This window comes from Streptomyces sp. Tue6028 (assembly GCF_002300165.1).
Lineage (GTDB): Bacteria > Actinomycetota > Actinomycetes > Streptomycetales > Streptomycetaceae > Streptomyces > Streptomyces siamensis.
This window is the reverse complement of record NZ_MLCE01000032.1, coordinates 242372-266457: the sequence shown is the minus strand read 5'-3', so window position 1 is coordinate 266457 and position 24086 is coordinate 242372. Positions and strand designations below refer to the sequence as shown.

17 protein-coding genes are annotated in these 24086 nt (G+C 72.0%); 10 read left to right on the top strand and 7 right to left on the bottom strand.

Annotated elements, in window-relative coordinates; translation table 11 throughout:
* Positions 1-501: 501 nt before the first annotated feature.
* The gene (locus BKI49_RS31240) at positions 502-1620 is read right to left on the bottom strand and encodes an ADP-ribosylglycohydrolase family protein (protein ID WP_095937631.1); all 1119 of its coding nucleotides are present in this window, start codon (positions 1618-1620) and stop codon (positions 502-504) included.
* A gap of 205 nt (positions 1621-1825) precedes the next feature.
* Here BKI49_RS31240 and BKI49_RS31235 point away from each other — a divergent pair, with 205 nt between their 5' ends.
* Positions 1826-2698 carry a helix-turn-helix domain-containing protein gene (locus BKI49_RS31235; RefSeq protein ID WP_095937630.1) on the top strand — a complete coding sequence of 291 codons (873 nt, stop codon included), beginning with the start codon at positions 1826-1828 and terminating at the stop codon, positions 2696-2698.
* A 12-nt stretch (positions 2699-2710) separates the two neighbouring features.
* Here the strand turns inward: BKI49_RS31235 and BKI49_RS31230 are convergent, their stop codons facing one another.
* Entirely contained in the window at positions 2711-3127 is a 417-nt protein-coding gene (locus BKI49_RS31230) for a hypothetical protein (protein WP_095937629.1), read from the bottom strand.
* A gap of 480 nt (positions 3128-3607) precedes the next feature.
* Here BKI49_RS31230 and BKI49_RS31225 point away from each other — a divergent pair, with 480 nt between their 5' ends.
* The 8 genes from BKI49_RS31225 (at position 3608) to narI (ending at position 14139) form a co-directional block, all read left to right on the top strand.
* On the top strand, positions 3608-5221 hold the full coding sequence (locus BKI49_RS31225) for a choice-of-anchor P family protein (RefSeq protein WP_095937628.1): 1614 nt from the start codon (positions 3608-3610) through the stop codon (positions 5219-5221).
* Positions 5214-5552 (top strand): hypothetical protein, encoded by a 339-nt coding sequence (locus BKI49_RS31220; protein WP_257005028.1) that lies wholly within the window; start codon positions 5214-5216, stop codon positions 5550-5552. The genes BKI49_RS31225 and BKI49_RS31220 overlap by 8 nt, the downstream gene beginning before the upstream one ends.
* A 135-nt stretch (positions 5553-5687) precedes the next feature.
* Positions 5688-6551, top strand: a complete 864-nt coding sequence (locus BKI49_RS31215) for a helix-turn-helix domain-containing protein (RefSeq protein WP_095937627.1) — start codon at positions 5688-5690, stop codon at positions 6549-6551.
* Between the two features lie 40 nt (positions 6552-6591).
* Entirely contained in the window at positions 6592-7404 is an 813-nt protein-coding gene (locus BKI49_RS31210; protein ID WP_095937626.1) for an SAM-dependent methyltransferase, read from the top strand.
* A 78-nt stretch (positions 7405-7482) separates the two neighbouring features.
* Positions 7483-11181, top strand: a complete 3699-nt coding sequence (locus BKI49_RS31205) for a nitrate reductase subunit alpha (protein ID WP_095937625.1) — start codon at positions 7483-7485, stop codon at positions 11179-11181.
* Entirely contained in the window at positions 11181-12773 is a 1593-nt protein-coding gene (narH, locus tag BKI49_RS31200) for a nitrate reductase subunit beta (protein WP_095937624.1), read from the top strand. The genes BKI49_RS31205 and narH overlap by 1 nt, the downstream gene beginning before the upstream one ends.
* Complete coding sequence (gene narJ / locus BKI49_RS31195; RefSeq protein WP_095937623.1) at positions 12770-13420, top strand: nitrate reductase molybdenum cofactor assembly chaperone; 651 nt, start codon at positions 12770-12772, stop codon at positions 13418-13420. The genes narH and narJ overlap by 4 nt, the downstream gene beginning before the upstream one ends.
* Positions 13417-14139 carry a respiratory nitrate reductase subunit gamma gene (narI, locus tag BKI49_RS31190; RefSeq protein WP_095937622.1) on the top strand — a complete coding sequence of 241 codons (723 nt, stop codon included), beginning with the start codon at positions 13417-13419 and terminating at the stop codon, positions 14137-14139. Before narJ ends, narI begins: the two co-directional genes overlap by 4 nt.
* A gap of 48 nt (positions 14140-14187) precedes the next feature.
* On the opposite strand, the gene dnaK is transcribed toward narI, so the two are convergent.
* The 4 genes from dnaK to BKI49_RS31170 all read right to left on the bottom strand — a co-directional run bounded on the left by dnaK (position 14188) and on the right by BKI49_RS31170 (position 19876).
* Positions 14188-16062, bottom strand: a complete 1875-nt coding sequence (dnaK, locus tag BKI49_RS31185) for a molecular chaperone DnaK (RefSeq protein WP_095937621.1) — start codon at positions 16060-16062, stop codon at positions 14188-14190.
* 220 nt (positions 16063-16282) lie between these two features.
* A complete protein-coding gene (locus BKI49_RS31180; protein ID WP_095937620.1) occupies positions 16283-16708 on the bottom strand; it encodes an OsmC family protein in 426 nt (141 codons plus the stop codon).
* A gap of 304 nt (positions 16709-17012) precedes the next feature.
* Complete coding sequence (locus BKI49_RS31175) at positions 17013-18818, bottom strand: vWA domain-containing protein (RefSeq protein WP_095937619.1); 1806 nt, start codon at positions 18816-18818, stop codon at positions 17013-17015.
* Positions 18815-19876, bottom strand: a complete 1062-nt coding sequence (locus tag BKI49_RS31170) for an ATP-binding protein (RefSeq protein WP_095937618.1) — start codon at positions 19874-19876, stop codon at positions 18815-18817. Before BKI49_RS31170 ends, BKI49_RS31175 begins: the two co-directional genes overlap by 4 nt.
* 292 nt (positions 19877-20168) lie before the next feature.
* On the opposite strand from BKI49_RS31170, the gene BKI49_RS31165 reads away from it, so the two are divergent.
* Positions 20169-21791, top strand: a complete 1623-nt coding sequence (locus BKI49_RS31165; protein ID WP_095937617.1) for a DUF6345 domain-containing protein — start codon at positions 20169-20171, stop codon at positions 21789-21791.
* A 126-nt stretch (positions 21792-21917) separates the two neighbouring features.
* Here BKI49_RS31165 and BKI49_RS31160 read toward each other — a convergent pair whose 3' ends face one another.
* The gene (locus BKI49_RS31160) at positions 21918-23993 is read right to left on the bottom strand and encodes a phage holin family protein (protein WP_095937616.1); all 2076 of its coding nucleotides are present in this window, start codon (positions 23991-23993) and stop codon (positions 21918-21920) included.
* Positions 23994-24086 lie beyond the last annotated feature (93 nt).

Genomic DNA, 24086 nt, shown 5'->3' with positions numbered 1-24086 from the left:
GGGTCGGTAGGGGCCGGATTCGTTCCCCAGGGTCGGTAGGGGCCGGATTCGTTCCCCGGGCTCCGCAGGGGCCGCCCTCGGTCCCCGGGCTCCGGAACGGCCGGCCCCGTTCCCCGGGGTCGGGAGGGACCGGCCTTGTTCCCCGGGCTCCGCAGGGGCCGACCTCGGTCCCCGCGCTCCGGAACGGCCGGCCCCGTTCGCCGCGCTCCGGAAGGGCCTGCCTCGTTCCCGCGCTCCGCGGGGTCGCAGGGGGCGGTCCCGCTGCCTCGAACGCCGGAACGGCGGGGAGCCGCCCCGACTGAGGTCTCCGCCGACCGGGGCCCGCGCCGACTGAGGTCTCCGCCGACCGGGGTCTCCTCGGCAAGAGCTTCCCCCAGCCGGGGCCTCCCATGGCCGGGGCCTTCCCCGGCACGGGACGCCTGCCGGGGGACGAATACCGCGGCGGTGCCCGGCACGGGACGCCTGCCGGAGAACGAATACCGCGGTGGCGCCCGGCAGGGCTCAGCGCCGGACGCACTCCGCCGCGAAGTCGTCGGCGGTCGCGGCGATCCACGCCCGTCCCTCGACCTGCTCCAGCCACTCCTGCGGAAGCCCGTGGTCGCCGTGGCGTGCGCCGAGCAGGTTGCCGCAGATGGCGCCGGTGGAGTCGCTGTCACCCGAGTGGTTGACGGACAGCAGCAGTGCTTCGGCCACACGGGGGCGGGCCAGCGCGCAGTACACCGCGATGGCGAGGGCCTCCTCGGCGACCCAGCCCGCGCCGAGCCGCTCCACCTGCTCCGCACCGGGCTCACCCGCGTCGGCCAGCTCCAGGGCGCGCCGCAGGGCCGCCGACGTCTCCTCGTGGCCGGGGTGCCGGGCGAGCAGCCTGAGCGCCCGCAGGACGGAGCTCTCGACGGACTCCCCCGCGACCAGGTGCACGACCATCGCGGCCAGCGCCCCGGCGGCGTAGTACCCGGTGGGGTGGCCGTGGGTCATCTGGGCGCAGCGGGCCGCGAGCCCGAAGCCGACGTCCTCCGTCACGGGGCCGAGCCCGAAGGGCGCCGAGCGCATGACGGCACCGCACCCTTTGGACTGGGGGTTCACCGCCCCCGGCGGCCCGAGCCGCAGAGCGGGATCGGGGACGTGGTCCTGTTCGAGCCCGGAGAGGCAGGCGTTGCCGGGGGCGCGGCGGGCGTAGAGCCAGGGCTGCGCGGCGAGACCACCGGTGGGGCCGCCGTATCCGCCGGGGCCGTGCCCTCCTGAGCCGGAGAACGCGCTGTCCGCGGGGCCGGGCCTGCGTTGGGTCTCCAGCCACCGCTCGTAGGCCCAGCGCACCAACCGCGGGGCGCCGCCTCCGATGCCCTTGCGGCGCTCGCGTGCGTGGGCCTGCCCGAGCCCCTCGACGGTGAACAGCGTCATCTGTGTGTCGTCGCTGACCCGTCCCACGACTCCGTCGGCGTCGGGCACGAGACCGGTCACGCCCCGGGGACCGTGCGCGGAGCGGATCCCTTCGAGGGAGACGAACTCGATCGGATAGCCGAGGGCGTCGCCGATCGCGCCGCCGAGCAGGCAGCCGCGCACGCGTGCGCGGTAGACCGCCTCGGTCTGCCAGTCCGGACGCCCGATCCCTGTCCCGCTCACTCGCCGATCTCCGTACCGCTCACTCGCCGTCCTCCGTACCGCTCACTCGCCGTCCTCCGTACCGCTCACTCGCCGTCCTCCGTACCGCTCACTCGCCGTCCTCCGTACCGCTCACTCGCCGATCTCCGTCCCGCTCACGAGCCGATCCTCGGCCGTGGTGGCCGCTGCCCGGCCGCCGTCGCCGTTCCTCGACTACCGTCCTCGTATGAGGATTGTCGCGTCCGGAACCGCCATGCTTCCCAGCGCCCCCGCCGGCAGAGGCACCGTGCACGGCGTCGGCAAGGAGCGCCGTCCCGAGGAAGGCGTCGGCCCGCTGCTGCGCGGCTGGCGGGAGCAACGGCGGGTGAGCCAGCTGGAGCTCGCGCTGCGCGCGGGATCCTCGGCCCGTCACATCAGCTTCGTCGAGACGGGCCGCTCCCGCCCCAGCGAGGAGATGGTGCTGCGTCTCGCGGAGCACCTGGACATCCCGGTGCGGGACCGCAACGCGCTGCTCCTCGCGGCGGGTTACGCGCCGCACTATCCGGAGACGCCGCTCGACGACCCCTCGATGGACGCCCTGCGCGAGGGCATGGAACGGCTGATCCAGGGCTACGAGCCGTATCCCGCGCTGGTGGTGGACGCCACGTACAACGTCCTCGCCGCGAACCGGGGTATCGCCATGCTCCTGGACGGCGTCCCGGAGCACCTCCTCGAACCCCCGCTGAACGCGATGCGGCTCACCCTCCACCCGGAGGGGCTGGCACCGCGCATCCGCAATCTGCGCGCGTGGCGCGATCATCTGCTCGCCCAGATGGACCGTCAGATCGCCCTGCGCCGCTCGGAACCGCTGCGTGCGCTGTACGAGGAGGTGGCGGCGTATCCGGTGCCGGAGCCGGAGGAGGACGACGAACCCATGGGCCCGGTCCCGTACTTCGCGCTGCCGATGCAGATCGAGCACGAGGGCCGGACCCTGTCGTTCATCTCGTCCATCTCCACCTTCAACACGCCGATGGACGTGACCGTCGCCGAGCTGGCCATCGAGACGTTCCTCCCGGCCGACCCCGCGACGGTCAAGTACCTTCGATCGATACTGTCCTGAGGTTCACCCGGCTCAGGCCTCGCGGGCCCGCAGTGCCGCGTACTGGAGCGCCGCGAAACCCGCCACCGTGAACGCCTGCAGCACGCCCCACACGGCGCCCGCGGTGCTCGGTGACAGCCACAGGGCGACGGCTGCGAAACTCAGCAGCGTCCAGGCCAGGTTGGTCTCGATCACGGCACGCACGGCCCACGTGGAGGGCTCGGGCCGCGAAGCGAGCAGGCCTACGGCCGCCGCGTACACCGCGAGGACGAGGCCGAGTTCGAGCAGCAGGTCGGACCCGACCCCGAGCAGCCTCCCGAGCGGCCCGGAGGCGGCCAGGTAGGCGACCGCGTTGGCGCCGGTGACCAGGGCGTCCAGCACCAGGAACCGGCGCAGCGCGATGCGCGGCTCGGTCGTACGGGCCAGGGCTGCGAACTGGGTTGCGGACATGGCGGATCACCCTCCGTCGAGGTCGGATTGCAGCGGGACTTCTGCAGGGGTTCCTGCAGTTGAGATGCCTGGCCCCCGGACCGGAGTGCGCCGGCCCGGGAACCAGTACGCCCACCATGCCGGGCGGCCCGGGTGCCGGTCGATTACGTCGGAGGTAATCGACCCTCCACTGATCACCGGGCAAGCTTCCAACGCCCCCCGACGACCCCTCTCACGGCCACAGCCCCGCAGCCCCCCGGCCCCCGCACCGACAGACGCGCCGTACCGCAGCAACCCTTTGTCATGTCCCTTACTGACGGGCAGGGTGAGTCTCCCCGAGGCGGTCAGGTCGTCGCGGGGACGCCGGGCCGTCACCGGGCGGGCCGGTCACAAGGAGGGGATTCCGTGCCGGTTCTTCACGGTCGTCCGCGCACGCCCACGCGCGCCCCGGCGTACAGCCGGGGTCGCCGACATCTGTCTTCAGCTCTACTCACCTTGCTCATGGGCCTGTTGGCCGCCCTCGTCGCACCCGCCACCGCGAGCGCCGACCCCGGCGATCCGAATCCGAACATGATCGACTGGACCGTCGTCGACAGCTTCCGGGGCACGGCGGGCAACGACATCCCGTTGCGGGAAGGGCAGAGCGACTGCAAGACGCCCCAGTGCAACCCTCCCGTGGACGGCTTCGGCAGGCGGCACATCCTGGAACACGGTGTGGTGCCCGACCACGACGACATCCAGGAGACCGTCGGCACCGAGGGGTTCTGCGTCCCCGCTCCGGACAACCGGGTGATCTGCACCAACACGGACGCCAGCCTCGTCGTCGTGTACGTCACCCACAACGACCCTCGCTCGGGCGACGGAAGGCCGTTCGGGATCATCACGGCCTACTACTTCCTGCCCTGCTTCCAGGCTGCCGCCTGCCCCGGTCCGGAGCAGCCCCACAAGGTGGACACAGCCCTCACCTACACCGGTGCCGACAGCGCGGTGAACGGATCACCGGCCCGCCTCTCGGCGAAGCTCACCAACGACTTCGGGACGCCGGTCGACGGCCGTGCCGTGCGGTTCGCCCTCGGCACGGGGGCCACGCAGCAGACGTGCACCGGCACCACCACGTCATCGGGCACGGCGACCTGCACCATCGACTCGGTCGACCAGCCGCAGGGCGCGTCGAACGCCGTACCTGTCGCCGTCACCTTCGGCGGCGACGACGACTACAACCCGTCCGGCACGTCCGCCGAACTGGGCCTGACCTCGCCGACCGAACTCGACTACACCGGCGTGACACACCTGGCCGACGGGACCCCGGCCCGACTGGCCGCCGAACTCACCGACTTCCGCGGAGACGCGGTGGCCGGGCGCACCGTACGCTTCGCCCTCGGCACCGGGGACGACGAGCAGACATGTACGGGGACGACGAGCGACACCGGGACCGCCGCCTGCACCGTCGAGTCGGTGGACCAGCCGCTGACCGACGCCGCCACCGTCCCGCTGCACGCGTCCTTCGCCGGTGACGCCGGCTATCTCGCCTCCGACACCTCCGCACGGCTGAAGCTCCAGTACGCGACAGGCCGCTCCTACGGCATGTCGGCGCACGTCGACCTCCTCGGCGTACCGCTGCTGGAGATCGATCCGCAGCCCGACACCGGAACCGTCCGCACGGCGGACGCGACCGCGACCGACACCCCGTGCTCGGCCGCGTACACCTCGCCCCTGCTGTCCGCGCAGAAGCTGTGCCCCGAGGTCACCACGACGCTCGCCCCCGGCAAGGTCACGGCGGTCTCGACCGTGGCGCAGGCCCGCATCGGACTGCCCGGTGTGCCCCTCATCGAGGTGTCCGGGCTCACCGCGACCGCCAGCAGCCGGTGCGGCAAGGCCACGGGCAGCACCGCGCTCACCCTGAAGATCGCGGGAGTTCCGGTTAACGTGTCGGGTGATCCGAATACGGAGATCCCGCTCGTCGGAGGTGGCCGGCTCATCGTGAACGAACAAGTGCCCTCGACCGCCGCCGACTCCGGCGTCAAGGTCAACGGCGTCCACCTCGTCCTTCCGGCCGGCGGCGGTGAGGTCGTCCTCGCCTCCGCGGACAGCGCGATGCACAACTGCGGTGACTGACCCCCGCGTCGACCCGGGCGGGCCGCAGGAGTACACGGACGTGTTCCTGTGGTCCGCCCGCCGGGCCGTCCAGGACCTGTGCGAGCGGCGGGGCGCCGAACTGGAGTCGCTCACCTGCGAGGTCGTTTCCGGCGGTGCGGGCGAGGTGGTCGTCGCCGCCACGACCGTGGTGCACTTCCGCGGTCGCCGCTGTGTCTTCCGCCGCGGGATCTGGCCGCCGAGCCACCCCGCCGCCACCCGAGCCGCCGTCTACGCGTCCGTACTGGAAGAGTGCCTGCTGACGCGGGTGCGCCCCGGGCTCGGCGACGACGCGTCGCCGGTCGATCTCTGAGCGCGCACGCACCGGCGCTCGCACCCCGGAGCTCACAAAGCCCGCTGCCCACCGGTCCGTTGGCCCGGACCCCCTGAGGGTTCCCCGCGAACATGACACACTGCACGCAGACTTCGGCGCGTGGGGAGGCGTGGCGTGAGTGAGCGGCGGGCTGCGCCCACCGTGGGGCAGGTGGTGCTGGGGCGGCGGTTGCAGGAGCTTCGGGAGGCCGCCGGGCTGAAGCGCGAGGAGGCGGCCCGGGTGCTGCGGGTCGCCCCGGCGACGGTGCGGCGTATGGAGATGGCCGAGGTCGCCCTCAAGATCCCTTACGTGCAGATGCTGCTGGAGACGTACGGGGTGGCCGACGGCGAGGTGTCCGCGTTCGTCGCCCTGGCCGAGGAGGCGAACCAGCCGGGCTGGTGGCAGCGTTTCCACGACGTGCTGCCCGACTGGTTCAGCATGCACGTCAGTCTCGAGGGCGCCGCCCGGATGATCCGCTCGTACGAGCCGCATTTCGTTCCCGGTCTGCTGCAGACCGAGGACTACGCGCGCGCCGTGCTGGAGGCCGGGACGGTCGGACAGACCGGCCCCGAGGCCATAGAGCGGCACGTCGCGCTGCGCATGAACCGGCAGAAGCTGCTCACCCGCGAGAACCCGCCGCACCTGTGGGTGATCATGGACGAGACGGCGCTGCGCCGGCCCGTGAGCATCGACGGCGGGGTCATGCGCGACCAGATCGACCGGCTCCTCGGGGCCATGGAGGGCGATCACGTCACGCTCCAGGTCGCCGAGTACGCGAGCGGCCCGCACCCGGGGACGTACACGTCGTTCGCGTTGTTCCGCTTCGCGGAGCCCGAGCTGCCGGACATGGTGTACAGCGAGTACGTCACCGGCGCCCTGTACCTCGACTCGCGCCCGGAGGTGTCGCAGCACCTGGAGGTCCTCGACCTCATGTCCGCCCACGCGGCGTCCGTACAGCGCACCAGGAAGATCCTCCAGGAGTTCCGCGAGAGCTTCTGAGACGCCGTCGCACCCATCGAGCACCTTGAGGAGCAGCCGCATGACCGAACGTGAAGCCGCGCCCACCCGCGTGGACACCAGCCGGCCCCACCCCGCTCGCGTCTACGACTGGTGGCTGGGCGGCAAGGACAACTACCCGGTGGACGAGGAGCTGGCGCGCAGGATCCTCGCGGCGGACGGCACCGCGGTGCGCGGGGCGCGTGCCAACCGCCGGTTCATGCACCGGGCGACGCGGGCCGCCGCCGACGCGGGGATACGGCAGTTCCTGGACATCGGGACGGGCATCCCCACGGAGCCGAACCTGCACCAGGTGGCCCAGGGCAGCGCGCCGGAGTCGAGGATCGTCTACGCCGACAACGACCCGATCGTGCTGCGTCACGCGCAGGCGCTGCTGCACGGCACCGCCGAGGGCTCCACCGAGTACGTGCACGCCGACGTCCGGGACCCCGAGACGATCCTGCGGCTGGCCGGTGAGTCCCTGGACCTCTCACAGCCCGTCGCGCTGTCGCTGGTCGCGCTCACCCACTATCTGGGCGATGCCGGCGAGGACGACGTGTACGGGCTGCTGAAGGGGTATGTCGACGCGCTCGTGCCGGGCAGCTTCCTGGTGCTGTCCCAGGTGACCTCCGACATCAGTCCGGAGGGGGTGGCGAAGGCCGCCGAGCTGTTCCGCCGGAGCGGTACGCCGTTCTATCCCCGTTCGCGGGCCGAGTTCACCCGGTTCTTCGACGGTCTGGAGCTGGTCGATCCGGGCGTGGTGGCGGTCTCCGAGTGGCGCCCGGAGGAGGAGGACCTGGCGGCGCAGGCGGAGGGTCCCGTCCCGGTGTACGCGGGGGTCGCCGTCAAGTCCTGACCCGTACGGGTGCCGTGAACGGGTGCGCTCCCGCGCCCGCCCCTAGGTTCGAGACACGGGGTGAGCAAGGGAGCGCACGTGACGGACACGCGGACACCGCCCACCGAACCGGGCGCGGCGCTGCTGCGTGCCGGACGGTTCTTCCGCCACGGCACAGCGGCACCCGACCTGCACAGCATCGGGCTGACCGGCGGCCGCGAGGCGGACTCCTTCTACCGGGACCGCTGGAGCCACGACAAGGTCGTGCACTCGACGCACGGGGTGAACTGCACCGGTTCCTGCCGTTGGAAGGTGTACGTCAAGGACGGCATCATCACGTGGGAGACCCAGGAGACGGACTATCCGTCGGTGGGGCCCGACCGTCCCGAGTACGAGCCGCGCGGCTGTCCGCGGGGCGCCGCGTTCTCCTGGTACACGTACTCCCCCACCCGGGTCCGTCACCCCTACGTCCGGGGCGTCCTGCTGGAGATGTTCCGGGAGGCGAAGGGGCGGCTGGGCGATCCCGTGCTGGCCTGGGCGGACATCCAGGGCGACCCGGAGCGCCGCCGCCGCTACCAGCGGGCGCGCGGCAAGGGCGGCCTGGTGCGCGCCGGCTGGGACGAGGCGGTCGAGCTCGTCGCCGCGGCGCACGTCCACACGATCAAGACGCACGGCCCGGACCGCATCGCCGGGTTCTCCCCCATCCCCGCGATGTCGATGGTGTCGCACGCGGCCGGGGCACGTTTCATGAGCCTGATCGGCGCGCCGATGCTTTCCTTCTACGACTGGTACGCCGATCTGCCGGTCGCCTCGCCGCAGGTCTTCGGCGACCAGACCGATGTGCCGGAGTCGGGCGACTGGTGGGACGCCGCGTACCTGATGATGTGGGGTTCGAACGTCCCGGTGACCCGGACGCCGGACGCCCACTGGATGGCGGAGGCCCGCTACCGCGGCCAGAAGGTGGTGGTGGTCGCGCCGGACTACGCGGACAACGCGAAGTTCGCGGACGAGTGGCTGCACCCTCATCCCGGCACGGACGGCGCGCTCGCCCTCGCGATGGGGCATGTCGTCCTCAAGGAGTTCTTCGTCGACCGTCGAACGCCCTTCTTCACCGACTACGTACGGAAGTTCACCGATCTGCCGTTCCTGGTGACGCTGACTGAGAAGGAGGACGGCGCGTACGTCCCCGCGAAATTCCTGCGCGCCACCGAGGTGGGCCGGGCCGGCGAGGGCGCCGAGTGGAAGACGGTGGTGCTGGACTCGGTGACCGGCCGGGCGGTGGTGCCCAACGGCTCTCTCGGCTTCCGCTGGACGGAGTCCGGCAAGGGTAGGTGGAACCTCGAACTGGGGGACATCGAGCCTACGTTGACGCTGTACGGGCACGAGGAGGCGGGCGGGGTCGAGGTGCTGCTGCCGCGCTTCGACACCGAGGGCGGCGAGCACGGCCAGGGCCGTGGCGACGTCGTGCGCCGGGGTGTTCCTGCGACGCAGCTGGGCGGGCGCGGAGGTCCGCTGGTGACGACGGTCTTCGATCTCCTGCTCGCGCAGTACGGGGTGGGACGGCCCGGACTGCCGGGCGACTGGCCGTCCTCGTACGAGGACGCCGGGACGCCGGGAACGCCCGGCTGGCAGGAGGTCCACACGTCCGTCCCGGCGGCCAAGTGCGTCAGGATCGCCCGGGAGTTCGCGCGCACGGCCGAGCGGTCGCGGGGCCGCTGCATGATCCTGATGGGTGCGGGGACCAATCACTGGTTCCACTCCGAGACGATCTACCGGGCGTTCCTCGCGCTGCTCCAGCTCACCGGCTGCCAGGGCCGCAACGGCGGCGGCTGGGCGCATTACGTGGGCCAGGAGAAGTGCCGCCCGGCCACCGGCTGGGCCACGCTCGCGGGGGCCGGGGACTGGAGCCGGCCGCCGCGGCAGATGATCGGCACCGCGTACTGGTTCCTCAACACCGACCAGTGGCGCTACGACCGGTTCGCGGCCGACGTGCTCGCCTCCCCGCTCGGCGAGGGCCGCTTCGCGGGCATGACGGCGGCGGACTGCCTGGCGCTGTCGGCTCGTATGGGGTGGATGCCGTCGTATCCGACGTTCGACCGCAATCCGCTGGAGCTGGGTGCGTCGTTCGGCGATCCGGTGGCGAACGCGGTGGCCGAACTCCGGGCGGGCACCCTGAAGTTCGCCTGCGAGGACCCCGACGCGCCGGAGAACTGGCCGCGGGTGCTCACCCTGTGGCGCGCCAACCTGCTGGGCTCGTCGGCGAAGGGCGCCGAGTACTTCACCCGGCATCTGCTGGGCACCCACTCGTCGCTGCGCGCCGAGGAGGCGGAGCCCGAGGTCCGCCCCCGGGACGTGACCTGGCGGGAGGAGGCCCCCGAGGGCAAGCTCGACCTGCTGCTCTCCCTCGACTTCCGGCAGACCTCCTCGACGCTGTTGTCGGACGTGGTCCTGCCCGCGGCGACCTGGTACGAGAAGCACGACCTGTCGACCACCGACATGCATCCCTACGTGCACTCCTTCGCCCCGGCGGTGGACCCGCCGTGGCAGGCCCGCACCGACTTCGAGACGTTCAAGGCGATGGCCGAGCGGCTGAGCGAACTCGCCGTCGACCATCTCGGCGTGCGCAAGGACCTGGTGGCCACCGCTCTCCAGCACGACACCCCGGGCGAGGTCGCCCAGCCCGGTGGGGTGGTACGCGACTGGAGACGCGGCGAGTGCGATCCGGTGCCCGGCGAGACCCTGCCGAACCTGGCAGTGGTGGAGCGCGACTACACGGCGATCGGCGCCAAGTTCACGGCGCTCGGCCCGCTGGTGGAGCGGCTGGGGCTGCCCGCGAAGGGCATCGCCCTGCGGCCGGACGAGGAGGTCGAGCACCTGCGGGAGCTGAACGGCGTCGTGCGCGGCGGCCCCGCCGACGGGCGGCCCGCGCTCGACACGGCGGTGAAGGCGGCGAACACGATCCTCGCGCTGTCCGGGACGACCAACGGTCGTCTGGCCACCCAGGGGTTCCGCACCCTGGAGGCACGCACGGGGCAGGAGATGGCGCACCTGGCGTCCGAGCACGAGGGCAAGCGGATCACGTACGCGGACACCCAGGCCGCGCCGGTGCCGGTGATCACCTCGCCGGAGTGGTCGGGCAGCGAGTCGGGCGGCCGGCGCTACACCGCGTTCACCCTCAACACCGAGCACCTCAAGCCCTGGCACACCCTCACCGGACGTCAGCACTTCTTCCTGGACCACGACTGGATGCACGAACTGGGCGAGGCACTGCCGGTGTACCGGCCGCCGCTCGACATGCACCGGCTGTTCGGTGAGCCGCGCCTCGGAGCGGACGGACAGGCCGAGGTGACGGTCCGTTATCTGACGCCGCACAACAAGTGGTCCATCCACTCCGAGTATCAGGACAACCTGTTCATGCTGTCACTGTCGCGGGGCGGCCAGAACATCTGGATGTCCCCCGAGGACGCGGCGGCGATCGGCGTGCGGGACGACGACTGGATCGAGGCGGTGAACCGCAACGGCGTGGTGGTGGCCCGCGCGGTGGTCTCGCACCGGATGCCGGCGGGCACGGTCTACATGCACCATGCTCAGGAGCGCACGGTGAACGTCCCGAAGACGGAGGCCACCGGCAGGCGCGGCGGCATCCACAACTCGCTGACCCGGCTGCTCCTCAAGCCGTCCCATCTCATCGGCGGTTACGCCCAGTTGTCCTGGGCGTTCAACTACCTGGGCCCGACGGGCAACCAGCGCGACGAGGTGACGGTCGTCCGCCGCCGCAGCCAGGAGGTCGAGTACTGATGCGTCCGATGGCCCAGATCGCGATGGTCATGAACCTCGACAAGTGCATCGGCTGCCATACCTGTTCGGTGACCTGCAAGCAGGCGTGGACCAACCGCAGCGGCATGGAGTACGTCTGGTTCAACAACGTCGAGACCAGGCCGGGACAGGGCTATCCCCGTCGCTACGAGGACCAGGAGAAGTGGCGCGGCGGCTGGGAGCTCAACCGGCGCGGCGCGCTCAGGCTCAAGGCCGGCGGACGCCTCCACAAGCTCGCGGGTATCTTCTCCAACCCCGAACTCCCGGAGATCAAGGACTACTACGAGCCCTGGACGTACGACTACCGGAATCTCACCGAGGCCCCGCTCGGCGACGACTTCCCGGTGGCGCGGCCCGTCTCGCAGCTGACCGGGAAGCCGATGAAGATCGAGTGGTCCTCGAACTGGGACGACAACCTGGCGGGCGCCCCGGAACTCGCCGAGCAGGACCCGATGGTGCAACGTCTGCGCGAACAGGCCTCGGAGAAGGTGAAGTTCTCCTTCGAGGAGACCTTCATGTTCTATCTGCCGCGCATCTGCGAGCACTGTCTCAACCCGTCGTGCGTGGCGTCCTGTCCGTCGGGCGCCATGTACAAGCGGACCGAGGACGGCATCGTCCTGGTCGACCAGGACCGCTGCCGGGGCTGGCGCATGTGCGTCACCGGCTGCCCGTACAAGAAGGTGTACTTCAACCACCGGACCGGCAAGGCCGAGAAGTGCACGCTGTGCTATCCGCGGGTGGAGGTCGGGCTGCCGACCGTCTGCTCCGAGACGTGCGTGGGCCGGCTGCGCTACCTCGGGGTGATGCTCTACGACGCCGACCGGGTCACCGCCGCCGCGTCCACCGCGGACGACAAGGCCCTGTACGAAGCCCAGTTGGGCGTGTTCCTCGACCCCGAGGACCCCGCCGTGCGCAGTGCCGCCGAGGAGGCCGGGATCCCGCACGACTGGGTGGAGGCGGCCCGGCGCTCCCCCGTGCACGCCCTGATCAGCAAGTACCGGGTGGCGCTTCCCCTGCATCCGGAGTACCGCACGATGCCGATGGTCTGGTACATCCCGCCGCTGTCCCCCGTCGTCGACGCGCTGACCGGGACCGGGCACGACGGGGAGGACCTGGACAACCTGTTCGGCGCGATCGACACCCTGCGCATCCCCCTCGAATACCTCGCCGAGCTGTTCACCGCGGGTGACGTCGGACCGGTCCGCGCCTCCCTCGGCAGACTCGCCGCCATGCGTTCCCACATGCGCGCCCTCAACCTCGGCGACCCGCCCGACGCGTCGATCGCCGCGTCGGTCGGCATGAGCGGCACGGAGATCGAGGAGATGTACCGGCTGCTGGCGATCGCCAAGTACGAGGAGCGGTACGTGATTCCGACGGCCGCCGTCGGGGACGCCCGGCGTCTGGAGGAGTCCGCGCTGCCCGACGGGTGCAGCCTCGACTACGAGGGCGGGCCCGGCATGGGCGGCGACGGGCCCTTCGGCCAGGACTCGGGCCGCAGACGGCTGCCGCTCGTGTCCGTGGAGAACTTCCATGTCCTGCGCCGGCGGCAGACGACGGACCGGGAGGACACATGAAGCCGCACGCCGTGCTCTACCAGGCCGCCGCGTACTGCCTGTCGTACCCGGACGGGACGTTCCGCGAGCGGCTCGGGCTGCTGCGCGCGGCGGCCCCGGAACTCGCGGAGTTCCTCGCTCACGCGGCGGCCGAGCCGGCCCAGGACCTCGCCGCCCACTACGTCCAGGTCTTCGACTTCAAGAACCGGCACAGCCTCTACCTGAGCTGGTGGCGCGACGGCGACACCCGGCGGCGCGGCATGTCGCTGGTGCGCTTCAAGCAGGTGTACCGGGAACACGGCATGGAGTTCACCGGTGAGGAGCTGCCGGACTTCCTCCCGGCGGTCCTGGAGTTCTCCGCGCACGCCGGGCCGTTCCTGCTGCGCGAGCACCGCGCCGGGCTGGAGTTGCTGCGTCTTGCGCTCACGGACTTCGGGACGCCGTACGCGTCGGTGCTCGACGCGGTGTGCGCCACGCTCCCCGGCCCCTCCCCCAAGGACCGTTCCGAGGCGCTCGCGCTGGCCCGGTCGGGGCCGCCGCGCGAGGACGTCGGCCTCGAACCCTTCGGCGGTCTGGAACCGTCCGGCGGCCACGGTCCCTTCGGCGGCCCGGCGCCGTTCGGCCCCGCCGCTGCCGAACCCCTCGCCGGCATCGGAGAGAACTCATGAGCACGCTCCTGTGGGGCGCCCTGCCGTACATCGCCTTCGCACTGCTCGTCGCGGGACTCGTCTGGCGCCACCGCTACGACAAGTTCGGCTGGACCACGCGCTCGTCCCAGGTCTACGAGTCGAGGCTGCTGAACATCGCCTCCCCCGCCTTCCACTACGGAATCCTGTTCGTGCTCGCCGGGCATCTGGTGGGGCTGTTCGTCCCGGAGTCCTGGACGCGGTCGCTCGGCGTCAGCGAGCACACGTACCACCTGTTCTCGCTGTACGGGGGTACGGCGGCCGGTGTCCTCACGGTGCTCGGCATCGTGCTGCTGATCTACCGCCGGCGCACCAACTCACCGGTGTTCCGCGCGACGACCGTCAACGACAAGCTGATGTACGTGGTGCTGCTCGGCGCCATCGTGCTGGGCATGATCGCGAAGCTGGCGCACACCTCCGGCGACGGCTACAACTACCGCGAGACCATCGCCCCCTGGGCGCGCAGTCTGTTCACACTGCGGCCGAGGACGGAGCTGATGGAGGGGGTGCCGGTGCTGTACCAGGTCCACGCGGTCATCGGGATGGCGCTCATCGCGCTCGTCCCGTACACGCGGCTGGTGCACATGTTCAGCGCCCCGGTGCAGTACCTGTTCCGGCCGTACGTCGTGTACCGCTCCCGCGACCCGAGACAGCTCGGACCGCGGCCCCCACGACGCGGCTGGGAGCGGACGGACGCCTGACCCGCACGCGCACGCGCACGCGGCCAGGCTCGCCCGCCCGGCGGCCGGTCAGGCGGCGCCGCCCTTCGCCTCGCCGTCCCTGGTCTCGTCGACGATCTCCGCGTCCACCACGCCCTCCTCGTCGCCCTGTGCCTGCTCGGTGGGGTGCTCGTCCTGCGGGGGCCGGTCCCGCTGGGCCTGCGCGTACATGGCCTGGCCCATCTGCTGGCTGACGGTGGCCAGCTTCTCGATGCCGTCGCGCAGCACGGCCGTGTCGGTGGAGCCCTCCAGGAGCCTCTTCAGGTCGGCCGCCGCGGCCTGCACCTCCGTCCTGGTGTCCGGCGGAACGCGGTCCTCGTTCTCGCGGAGGAACTTCTCCGTCTGGTAGACGAGCTGCTCGGCCTGGTTGCGGGTCTCCGCCTCCTCCCGGCGCCTGCGGTCGTCCTCGGCGTACTGCTCGGCCTCGCGCATCATGCGGTCGATGTCGTCCTTGGGCAGCGCGGAGCCACCGGTGACGGTCATCTTCTGTTCGCGACCGGTGGCGAGGTCCTTCGCCGAGACGTGCATGATGCCGTTCGCGTCGATGTCGAAGGCGACCTCGATCTGCGGGACCCCGCGCGGCGCGGGCGGCAGCCCGGTGAGGTCGAAGACGCCGAGCTTCTTGTTGTACGCGGCGATCTCCCGCTCGCCCTGGTAGACCTGGATGCCCACCGAGGGCTGGTTGTCCGCGGCCGTGGTGAAGATCTCCGAACGCCTGGTCGGGATCGTCGTGTTGCGCTCGATGAGCTTGGTCATGATGCCGCCCTTGGTCTCGATGCCGAGGGACAGCGGGGTGACGTCGAGCAGCAGCACGTCCTTGACGTCGCCGCGGATCACTCCGGCCTGCAGCGCGGCGCCGACGGCCACGACCTCGTCGGGGTTGACGCCCTTGTGCGGGTCCTTGCCGGTGAGCTCCTTCACCAGATCGGTGACGGCGGGCATACGGGTGGAGCCGCCGACCAGGATGACGTGGTCGACCGCCGACAGTTTCACGCCCGCGTCCTTGACCGCCTGGTGGAAGGGGGTGCGGCAGCGGTCGAGCAGGTCCGCGGTGAGCTCCTGGAACTGCGCCCGGGTCAGCTTCTCGTCGAGGTGCAGCGGGCCGTCGGCGGTGGCGGTGATGTAGGGCAGGTTGACGGTCGTCTCGGTCGAGCTGGACAGCTCGATCTTGGCCTTCTCGGCGCCCTCGCGCAGCCGCTGGAGCGCCATCTTGTCGTGGCCCAGGTCGATGCCGTGCCCGGCCTTGAAACGCTGGGCGAGGTGTTCCACGATCCGCTGGTCCCAGTCGTCGCCGCCGAGCCGGGTGTCGCCGTTGGTGGCCTTCACCTCGATGACGCCGTCGCCGATCTCCAGGAGCGAGACGTCGAAGGTTCCTCCGCCGAGGTCGAAGACCAGGACGGTCTGCTCCTCGCCCCGGTCCAGCCCGTACGCCAGGGCCGCCGCCGTGGGCTCGTTGATGATGCGCAGGACCTTGAGCCCCGCGATCTCGCCCGCCTCCTTGGTGGCCTGGCGCTGCGCGTCGTCGAAGTAGGCGGGTACCGTGATCACGGCGTCCGTGACGTCCTCGCCGAGATACGCCTCGGCGTCGCGCTTGAGCTTCTGCAGCACCCGCGCGGACAGCTCCTGCGCCCGGTAGCGGGTGCCGTCGACGGAGCCGCTCTCCGGGAAGCGCCAGCTCACGTCGCCCATGTGACGCTTCACGGAGCGTGCCGTGCGCTCCACGTTCGTGACCGCCTGCCGCTTGGCGACCTCGCCGACGAGCACCTCGCCGTTCTTGGCGAAGGCCACCACGGAGGGTGTGGTGCGCGCGCCCTCGGCGTTCGCGACCACGGTGGGGTCGCCGCCCTCCAGGACGGCCACCACCGAGTTCGTCGTCCCGAGATCGATCCCGACCGCACGTGTCATGTCCGTCCCCTTCCGCGAACTCTGCCCAATATCCAGCACAAAACTTGAGTGCCTGGTTGTCAATGGGACGGATGCCCGCTGCCGGGGGTCGCCGCGGCCCGGCGGGACCGTACGGGGCGGGCGCGAGGGGCCCTCCCGGCGGGCCGCGGCGGTACGGCGGCCCGGACACAGCGCTGCCGCGGCCCCGGGAGGGGAACCGCGGCAGCGGTGCGGGCGGCTGTCAGGCGAGCTTCGCCGACAGGGTGATCGTCGTGCCGGTCAGCGCCTGGCTGACCGGGCAGTTCTTCTTGGCCTCCTCCGCCGCCGCGACGAAGCCGTCGTTGTCGAGGCCGGGCACCGTGCCCTCGACGGTGAGGTGGATGCCGGTGATGCCCTCGCCGGGCTGGAACGTGACGTCGGCGTTGGTGACGAGCTTGGCGGGCGGGGTACCGGCGCCGGCCAGGGCGTGCGACAGCGCCATGGAGAAGCAGCTGGAGTGGGCGGCGGCGATCAGTTCCTCGGGGCTGGTCTTGCCGTTCGCGTCCTGGGCCCGCGACGCCCACGTCACCGGCTGCTGGCCGATGCCGGAGGAGTCGAAGGTGACGACGCCGTTGCCTTCGAGCAGGTTGCCTTCCCACACGGTGTGTGCGGTGCGCGTGGTTGCCACGATGAGTCCTTTCGCGTGTGTCCCCCTCCCGGGGGCCGTGTCCTCATCCGATCACACCCGGGCCCCCCGCACCCACCGGATACGACGCCGACCTGCCGGACCGTGCAGGTGATTTCCCCGGCGGGGGCGAAGGGCGGGGGCGAAGGGCGGGGCGAAGGGCGGGGCGAAGGGCGGGGCGAAGGGCGGGGCGAAGGGCGGGCCTGTCGGCCCGAGCCGGTCCGGGCCGGGTCAAGTGCTCGGGGAGTCACGGGATTCGGCGGGGGCGCCTCCCGCGGCGGGCGCGCCGCGGCCCGCCGCGGAGGCGTCACCGCACCCGGAAGACCGGCCCGCGCGCGGTGAACGGGAGCCGTGCGCCCTGCGGGATCAGGTACGCGTGCTCGCGGCGCACCCGCAGCACGTCGCACTCACCGTCCGTGATCACCAGCACGGGCGCGCCCGGCGGGAAGTCGTCGGCGCGGTGCAGCAGGTCGATGCCGGGCTGCAGCACCGTGCCGCCGCGTCCGTGCACGCGGACGCATCCGGCGATCTCGGTCGGCGGCAGATAGCCCGCGTCGTGCGGCGCGGCGTCGCAGAAGACGACCCGGGCGGCGGGCACGTCACGGGCGTCGGCGTACGAGGCGATCGCGCCCAGGGCCTTGCCGAGCAGGGTGCGGTCCATGGAGGCCGAGGTGTCGAGGACGACGCCGAAGGTGCAGCGGGCGATCTCCTCGGGCGGGAAGTGGCGGCCCGCGCGCGGGATGTCGGGGGTGGACGCCTGGCGGCGCGCCGGACGCGCGTAGCTGCGCACCGGCTCGGGACGGGGCACGAACTCGTCGAACCAGCGGGCCAGTCGGGCGTCCCAGGGCAGCGGGGGGTGGCTGAGCGCGCGGATGTCCTCCACCAGTCCGCCCGGCAGGTAGCCGCGCTCCTGCTGCTGGTGGAGGTCGAGGCCCTGGGCGAGTCCCCGGCGGTAGAACTCGTCGAGGTCGACGTAGTCGCGCGGTGCGCCGAGCGGGCCGCCGAGGATGTCGCCGGCGCCCTTGCCGCGCAGCGTGGACAGGCGTCGTGCCCGTCGCAGGTCGCCGGCGATCCGGTCGTAGACCTCCTCCGCGGACAGGTCCTTGAGGTCCGGGTCGTACAGCAGCCCTTCGGGCATCGTGCCGATCTGCATCTCGCACAGCCAGCCGTTGACGACGTAGTCGGCGGCGACGTTGAAGAGGTACGGGTCGCGGGGGCCACAGCGGTCGCCGTGTCTGAGGGCGGCGTGCAGCATCTCGTGGGCGAGGACGAACCGCCACTCCTCGTCGTCGAACCGACGGAGCGGGTTGATGTAGATCTCGGCGGCCTCCGCGTCGACGGCGGCGACGGAGATGCCGTGGGCGCGGGCGAGTTCGGCATCGGCGACGACGGTGATGCCGGCGGCGACGCCGCCGAGCAGCGGGTAGGAGGAGACGAACCAGCTCAGCGCCCGCTCCCAGGGCTGGAGCCGGACGGGTCCGCCGCGCATGGAGGCCCGACGGCCGCCGGCCATGTCCATGGCCGCGGACACGGTGCGGGTCAGGGCGTGCGCGAAGGCGGTCGGCCAGTCCGGCGGGCTGCCGCCGGTCCAGCTGTTCCACGGCACCAGCACCTGGTCCGGCGCGCCGCCTGCCGTGCCGCAGTGCTCGTACATGGGCGGGATGCCGTCCCGGCGCCAGCGTGCGGCGAGCTTCTCCTCGTCGCCGTCGGGGTAGGAGGCCGGCAGGTCTTCGGGGGTGAGCCCGATCGGGAGCCCGAGCAGGAAGCGGTTGACCACGACGCAGCGGGCGGCGAGGGCGTAGCGGTCGGGCTGTTCGCGCTCGCCGGTCGCGGCCGGTACGTGGCCGAAGCCGAGGTGGATGACGGCGTGGGCGACGGCCCAGGCCCAGGCGGCGGGTTCGGCGCGGCGGGTGGGGTGGACGTGCAGGACGCCGCCGGAGTCGACACGCACCAGTCCGTCCCGGGGCGCCCGCGCGCAGCTCTCCTGACGGCAGGTGCTGAATCCGACGGCGGCCAGCGCACGGTTGGCGCGCACCAGCCGCATGCCCTCGGCGAAGGCCTCGGCGGCCGGGTCGGGCTTCTCCTCGGGGTCCTGGGCGCGGCGCCGGCTCACTGCCGGGCCTCGACGAGGCGCGGCATGTCCCGGGCCGCCTCCACCAGGAACCACGCGGGCAGGACGGGATTGCCGTCGGTGTCGCCGGCGATGACGGTCTGGGCGACCTCGACGGAGATCTCGGCGAGCTGGACGAGGAGGGACTTGGCCCGGTACGCGGTCTGCCGGCCGTTCTCGGAGAGATGCTCCCGGTCGGCGGGCAGTTCCTTGACGAGTCGGCCGCGGAAGGACTCGGCGAGGTAGTAGAGCAGGTCGCGGTCCTCGGGGCGGTGGGGCCAGCGGGCGTCGCCCTTGACGATCGCCTCGATGCCGAAGCGGCTGCGCACGATCTTGACGTAGCCGCAGAAGGCGACGGCGTGCGCGGGGGTCAGCGTGCCGTGCGCGATCACCTTCAGCGTGGCTTCGTCGAGGGCGGCGCCGAAGGAGTGCAGGGCGTCGGAGAGCATGTGCCAGGAGCGGGGCGTGGAGAAGGGCTCCTCCGTCTTCGGCGGCTTGGACCACAGGTGGTCGGGCCGGTCGGCGAGGTGGTCGAGGATCCAGGGGTGGATGTCGTGGGCGGCGGCCCAGGCGAGCCAGTCCTTCGGCGACGCCTCCAGGTGCACATGGGTGAGGCGGTTGACGAGGGCCGAGGCGATGGGCCGGGCCAGCGCGTTGTCGGTCGCGCGGTTGCCCGCGCCGATCACGATGGAGCCCTTCGGCAGTTCGTAGGTGCCGATGCGGCGGTCCAGGATCAGCGAGTAGAAGGCCTTCTGGACGTCGGGGGTCGCCGCGTTCAGTTCGTCGAGGAACAGGCAGTACGGCTCGTCGCGGGCGATCGCCTCGGGCGGACAGAACACCGAGCGGCCGTCGCGGATCTGCGGCACGCCGATGAGGTCCTCGGGGGCCAGCTGGGTACCGAGCAGGCTCACGCACTCCAGGCCCAGCGATTCGGCGAACTCCCTTACGAGGGAGGACTTCCCGATGCCGGGCGCGCCCCAGATGAAGACCGGCCGTACGGTCGCGAGACCGAGCAGCAGTTCCGGTATGCGGGCGGGGGTGACGGCGACGGCTGCCTGCACGCAGGGACTCCTCGGGGTTGTTCGACAGGGGACCGCAGGTGCGCGGTGTCCGATGCGAACAGTGTGGGCACCGGTGCCCGGCCGTCGCAGCCCATTTTCTCGCGTGCGGGACCGCTCCCCGCCGCTCGCGGGACCCTTCCCGAAGCGGCACCTGAGGCAGCGTGGCATGCCCGGGGCGCTGCCCCGATGGCCGGTATGCGCGCTGGGCAAACCCCTGCCGCGGTGACATTTTGAGGCCCCCTCGCCCCTCCGGGACCGAGCGCGGCGAGGTGGACCATCAGGGGGTTTGACCATGCGCATGATCTACTCGGACCGTGGTCCGTCACCGCTCGACTCGGGCAAGCCCGGCGCTGCCGGCCGGGATTCGACGTTCGGCTGGTGGGGCGCGTTCAGCATCCAGAAGTTCGTGAACCAGAACCCGCTCTCGCACACGCACGAGGACGCCACCGGGTGGCTCGCCTATCTCCAGCAGTTCTACGACCGCAACTTCTGGTTCGCGGACGGCGGCGCGCAGGTGTGGGCGTACGAGCAGGCGTACGACAACTGGCAGGACCGCTACGGTGTGGACGCCGTCGTCGCCGTCTACCACTCCGGACACGGCGGCATGGACGGCAACGGGGTGTTCTTCGCACCGCTCGGCGCGGTGTGGGACGGCCGCAGCGACGCCGTGTCCAGCAACATGGCGTTCGGCGACGAGAAGGTGAACTACGTCTTCTGGTCCACCTGCAACTCGGTGCGCGTCCTGGACGGGCACACCCCGATCCGCACCTGGGCGGGCCCCAACCTCGGGTCACGGATGCTCTTCGGGTTCGAGTCGACGAGCATCGACAGCCCCGACTACGGCCGGAAGTTCTGGGAGAAGTGGCGGGCCGGGCAGACCTTCTGCGACGCCTGGCTGAACGCCTCGTGGGACATCTACCACGGGCAGGCGCCGTCGGTCGCGGCCACCGGCCCCACGCAGGCCGAGGCGACGAACCGTCTGGGCTCCGAGCGGAACTTCTTCCGCGAGCACGTCTCCGACGCGTGGTACGCCTGGCGCTGGTACTACGCCCGCAGCAGCCTGCGCGAGGCGGCGACCGTCGTGCCGGAGCTGACCGTGCAGCTCGCGCCGCGCGACCCGAGCGCCGAACTCGCCCGGCTCGGCCGGCTGGCGGACTTCCCGCAGGCCGCCCTCCAGGAGGTCCAGGTAGAGCGGCAGGGAGTGCTGAGCGCGAACTCCGGCGACCGGTACGTGGCGACGGCACCGCTCGCCGCGCGCTGGGTGAGGCTCGCGGAGGCCAACCACCGCAACACCGAGCAGCTGGACACCGGCCGGGCGGTGGATCTGGCGCGCGCCTTCGCCGAGCAGCACGCGGACGGCGCCGAACTGGTCGTGGAGTCCGTGCACGACCTGTGGCAGAACTCCGGCACCAAGGACGGCTCGCGGCTCGGTGAACCCGTGTCACTGGAAACACATGTGACGTTCCGTCAGACCTTCGACGGGATCCCGGTGATCACGCCGGGCCGGGGCGAGATCCGGGTGGCGCTGGACAACGACGGGACCGTGGTGCAGGCCCACCTGTCGACGCGTGAGGCCGCGGGCTCGACGCGCACGCCCAGTTCGGTGGTGGCCCCGCCGTCCGGCGAGGGGCCGCGGGCCGCGGTGGCGCCGCTCCCCCGCGACCCGGCCGAGTCGCTGGCCGCGGCCCAGCTCCGGCTGGTCGAGCATCTCGCCGTGGTGGGCTCGGACGCCGAGCGCCCGGCCGACGACGTACGCCGTCGGCTGGAGATCCGCGACGTGCCGGGCACCTCGCAGGTGGGCTACGAGATCGAGGGCAATGAGGCGTTCCCGGCAGCCCGCAAGCTCATCGAGATCGGGCAGGCCGACAGCATGTTCAGGACGCGGCGCTGGGTGGTCGCACCGCTGGCGCGCTGACGGGGGCGAAGGACGCCCCGCGGGCCCGGCCGGACGGTGCGCGTGACACCGCACGCCGGCGGCCGGGCCGTCAGACGACGCGCTCCTTCGGGGGTGCGTCAGGAGGCGCGCTCCTTCAGGCGCACGTCAGGCCGCGCGCTCTTTGGAGGGCTCCGCCAGCGGCACCTGAGGGCCGTCGCACTCGCGCAGCCACCGTCTCAGCACCTGGTGCACCTGCTCCGCGCCGACGAGTTCGGCGCTGTCCCCGACCGGCGCGGACAGCATGACCGGCGACAACAGGAAGGGCCGTCCCTGGGCCCCGCCGAGTCCGCCGTGCGAGCCGATCTGCTCCTCGAAGGCGAGCACCTCGCCCTCCTCGGGGTCGTACCAGGAGTTGACCATGATGTCGGCGGTGTGCGGGAACGAGTGCGTGCGCCGTACGGCGTCGGCCGCGCCCGGCCCGAAGTCGGCGAGCGGACCCGGGTGTTCGTCGTCCAGCTCGTCCAACGGCACCTCCGCGCCGTTCGCGGCGAGGACCAGTGCGCCGTACTCCTCGCTGCGCACGAGCACGAAGCCGACGCCGGGGTGGTTGGCCAGCGTGGACAGCAGTGCGGGATGACGGCGGTCGATCTCCTCCCTGCTCATCCGGTGCGGCACGTCCGGGAAGGAGATCAGGCCGAGATTTCCGGAGGCCAGCACGATGGGCTCGGAGCGGCGCCGCGCGGGCCGGTGCCGCTCGCCGCCCTCCTCGACGGGCCGGCGCAGCGCGGCCCGTACGGCGGCCCGCGCCTCGGCGCCGCTGTGCGTGCGCTGCGCCTTGCGCGGCACGGGCAGTCCGCAGCCGGCGCGGACCAGGTTGCCGAGACTGAGGCCGTATCGGGTCAGGAAGGTCTCGCCGGGGCTCTGGCCGTGGTCGGACAGCAGCACGATCCGGTAGGGCCGGGGGGCGTGCTCGGCGACCTTCGCGATCAGCGCGAGCGAGCGGTCCAGCCGCTCCAGCACCTTCTCGGCGTCCCGGCCGCGCGGTCCGGAGTGGTGCGCCACCTCGTCGTAGGCGACCAGGTCCGCGTAGACGGCGTTGCGGCCGGCGAGCATGTCGCCGATCACCGCGGCGACGACGACGTCCCGCTCGACGACGGTCGCGAAGGCGCGGACGACGGGGTAGAGCCCGCCGCGCTTGACGCGTGGCCGCCGCTTCTTCGCCCGGGCCCGGGTGGACTGGCCGATCTCCCGGAAGACCTCGGCGACGAACGACATGGCGGTCCGTACGGCGTTGGCGGGGTCGGAGAAGTAGGCGAAGTACCCGGCCCGCGAGCGGTTCTCCCGGCCTCGGCGCGCGGCCACGGACAGGACGAGGGCGAGTTGGTCGGCACCGCCACTGAACAGGTTGCCGCGGCTCGCGCCGTCGACGGTGAGGAGCCCTCCGTCGCCGGTGTGCTCGACGGCCCGGCGCTGGAGTTCGGCCGCGCTGGTGGGCCGGTTGCAGACCATGACCTCCTGGCTGTCCTTCTCGTACCAGCGGAAGGCCGGGATGTCGTGGTTGCTGCCGTGCAGGATGCCGAGCTGGCTGGCGCCGGTCTGGCTGGACCAGTCGGTGCGCCAGGGCGTGAGCCGGTGGGTGGGGCGGTCGCCGCCGAGCCACCGCGCCACGGTCGGCATCAGGCCCTTCCCGGCGGCCTGCACGAGGAGGTCGTGTCCGACTCCGTCGAGCTGGACGAAGACGGCACCGGGAGTCGAGGGCCCGGCCTGCCCGTCGCCCCGGCGGCGGCGCCGGTCGGCGAGCCGGTACAGTCGGCGCCGGTACGCGTCGTCGTCCCGTACGGCCAGGGCACCGCCCGTGGCGGAGGCGACGGCGGACATCACGGCGGCGACGACCACCGCGGTCTCCGGGGCGGCCTCACCCTGCCCGGAGGGGCTGATCCGCAGGGCGAGCAGCAGCAGCGACCCGTTGAGGAAGAACACGAGGAGGCCGAGCACGAGGGCGGGCACCAGCAGCAGGGCCCGCACCAGCAGCGGCCACACCAGCGACGACAGCAGACCGAAGACGCCCGCTCCTGCCGCGGCGGTGACGGCGATCTGCGTGGCGCTGTCGCCGTCGTCCGACTGGAGCTGGAAGTCGGGCAGCAGACCGGCGAGGACGAGCATCGTCGCCGTGGACGCGGCCCAGACGGTGATGCTGCGCCACACTCCGCTGAGGAACCGCCGCCAACGTCCTCCACCCACGCCCAGTCCACCTCGCCTCGCGGCCCGCCCGGTCCGCGAGGCCTGCTCCCACCCTGTCACACCGGCGGCACCGGGCCACGGCCCGTTCGCCGC

Excerpts from the sequence above, each read along its gene's own strand:
- BKI49_RS31210 (WP_095937626.1), top strand. The coding sequence starts at position 6,592 with ATGACCGAACGTGAAGCCGCGCCCACCCGCGTGGACACCAGCCGGCCC.
- BKI49_RS31165 (WP_095937617.1), top strand. The coding sequence starts at position 20,169 with ATGCGCATGATCTACTCGGACCGTGGTCCGTCACCGCTCGACTCGGGC.
- BKI49_RS31235 (WP_095937630.1), top strand. The coding sequence starts at position 1,826 with ATGAGGATTGTCGCGTCCGGAACCGCCATGCTTCCCAGCGCCCCCGCC.
- narI (WP_095937622.1), top strand. The coding sequence starts at position 13,417 with ATGAGCACGCTCCTGTGGGGCGCCCTGCCGTACATCGCCTTCGCACTG.
- narJ (WP_095937623.1), top strand. The coding sequence starts at position 12,770 with ATGAAGCCGCACGCCGTGCTCTACCAGGCCGCCGCGTACTGCCTGTCG.
- BKI49_RS31230 (WP_095937629.1), bottom strand. The coding sequence starts at position 3,127 with ATGTCCGCAACCCAGTTCGCAGCCCTGGCCCGTACGACCGAGCCGCGC.
- dnaK (WP_095937621.1), bottom strand. The coding sequence starts at position 16,062 with ATGACACGTGCGGTCGGGATCGATCTCGGGACGACGAACTCGGTGGTG.
- narH (WP_095937624.1), top strand. The coding sequence starts at position 11,181 with ATGCGTCCGATGGCCCAGATCGCGATGGTCATGAACCTCGACAAGTGC.
- BKI49_RS31225 (WP_095937628.1), top strand. The coding sequence starts at position 3,608 with ATGGGCCTGTTGGCCGCCCTCGTCGCACCCGCCACCGCGAGCGCCGAC.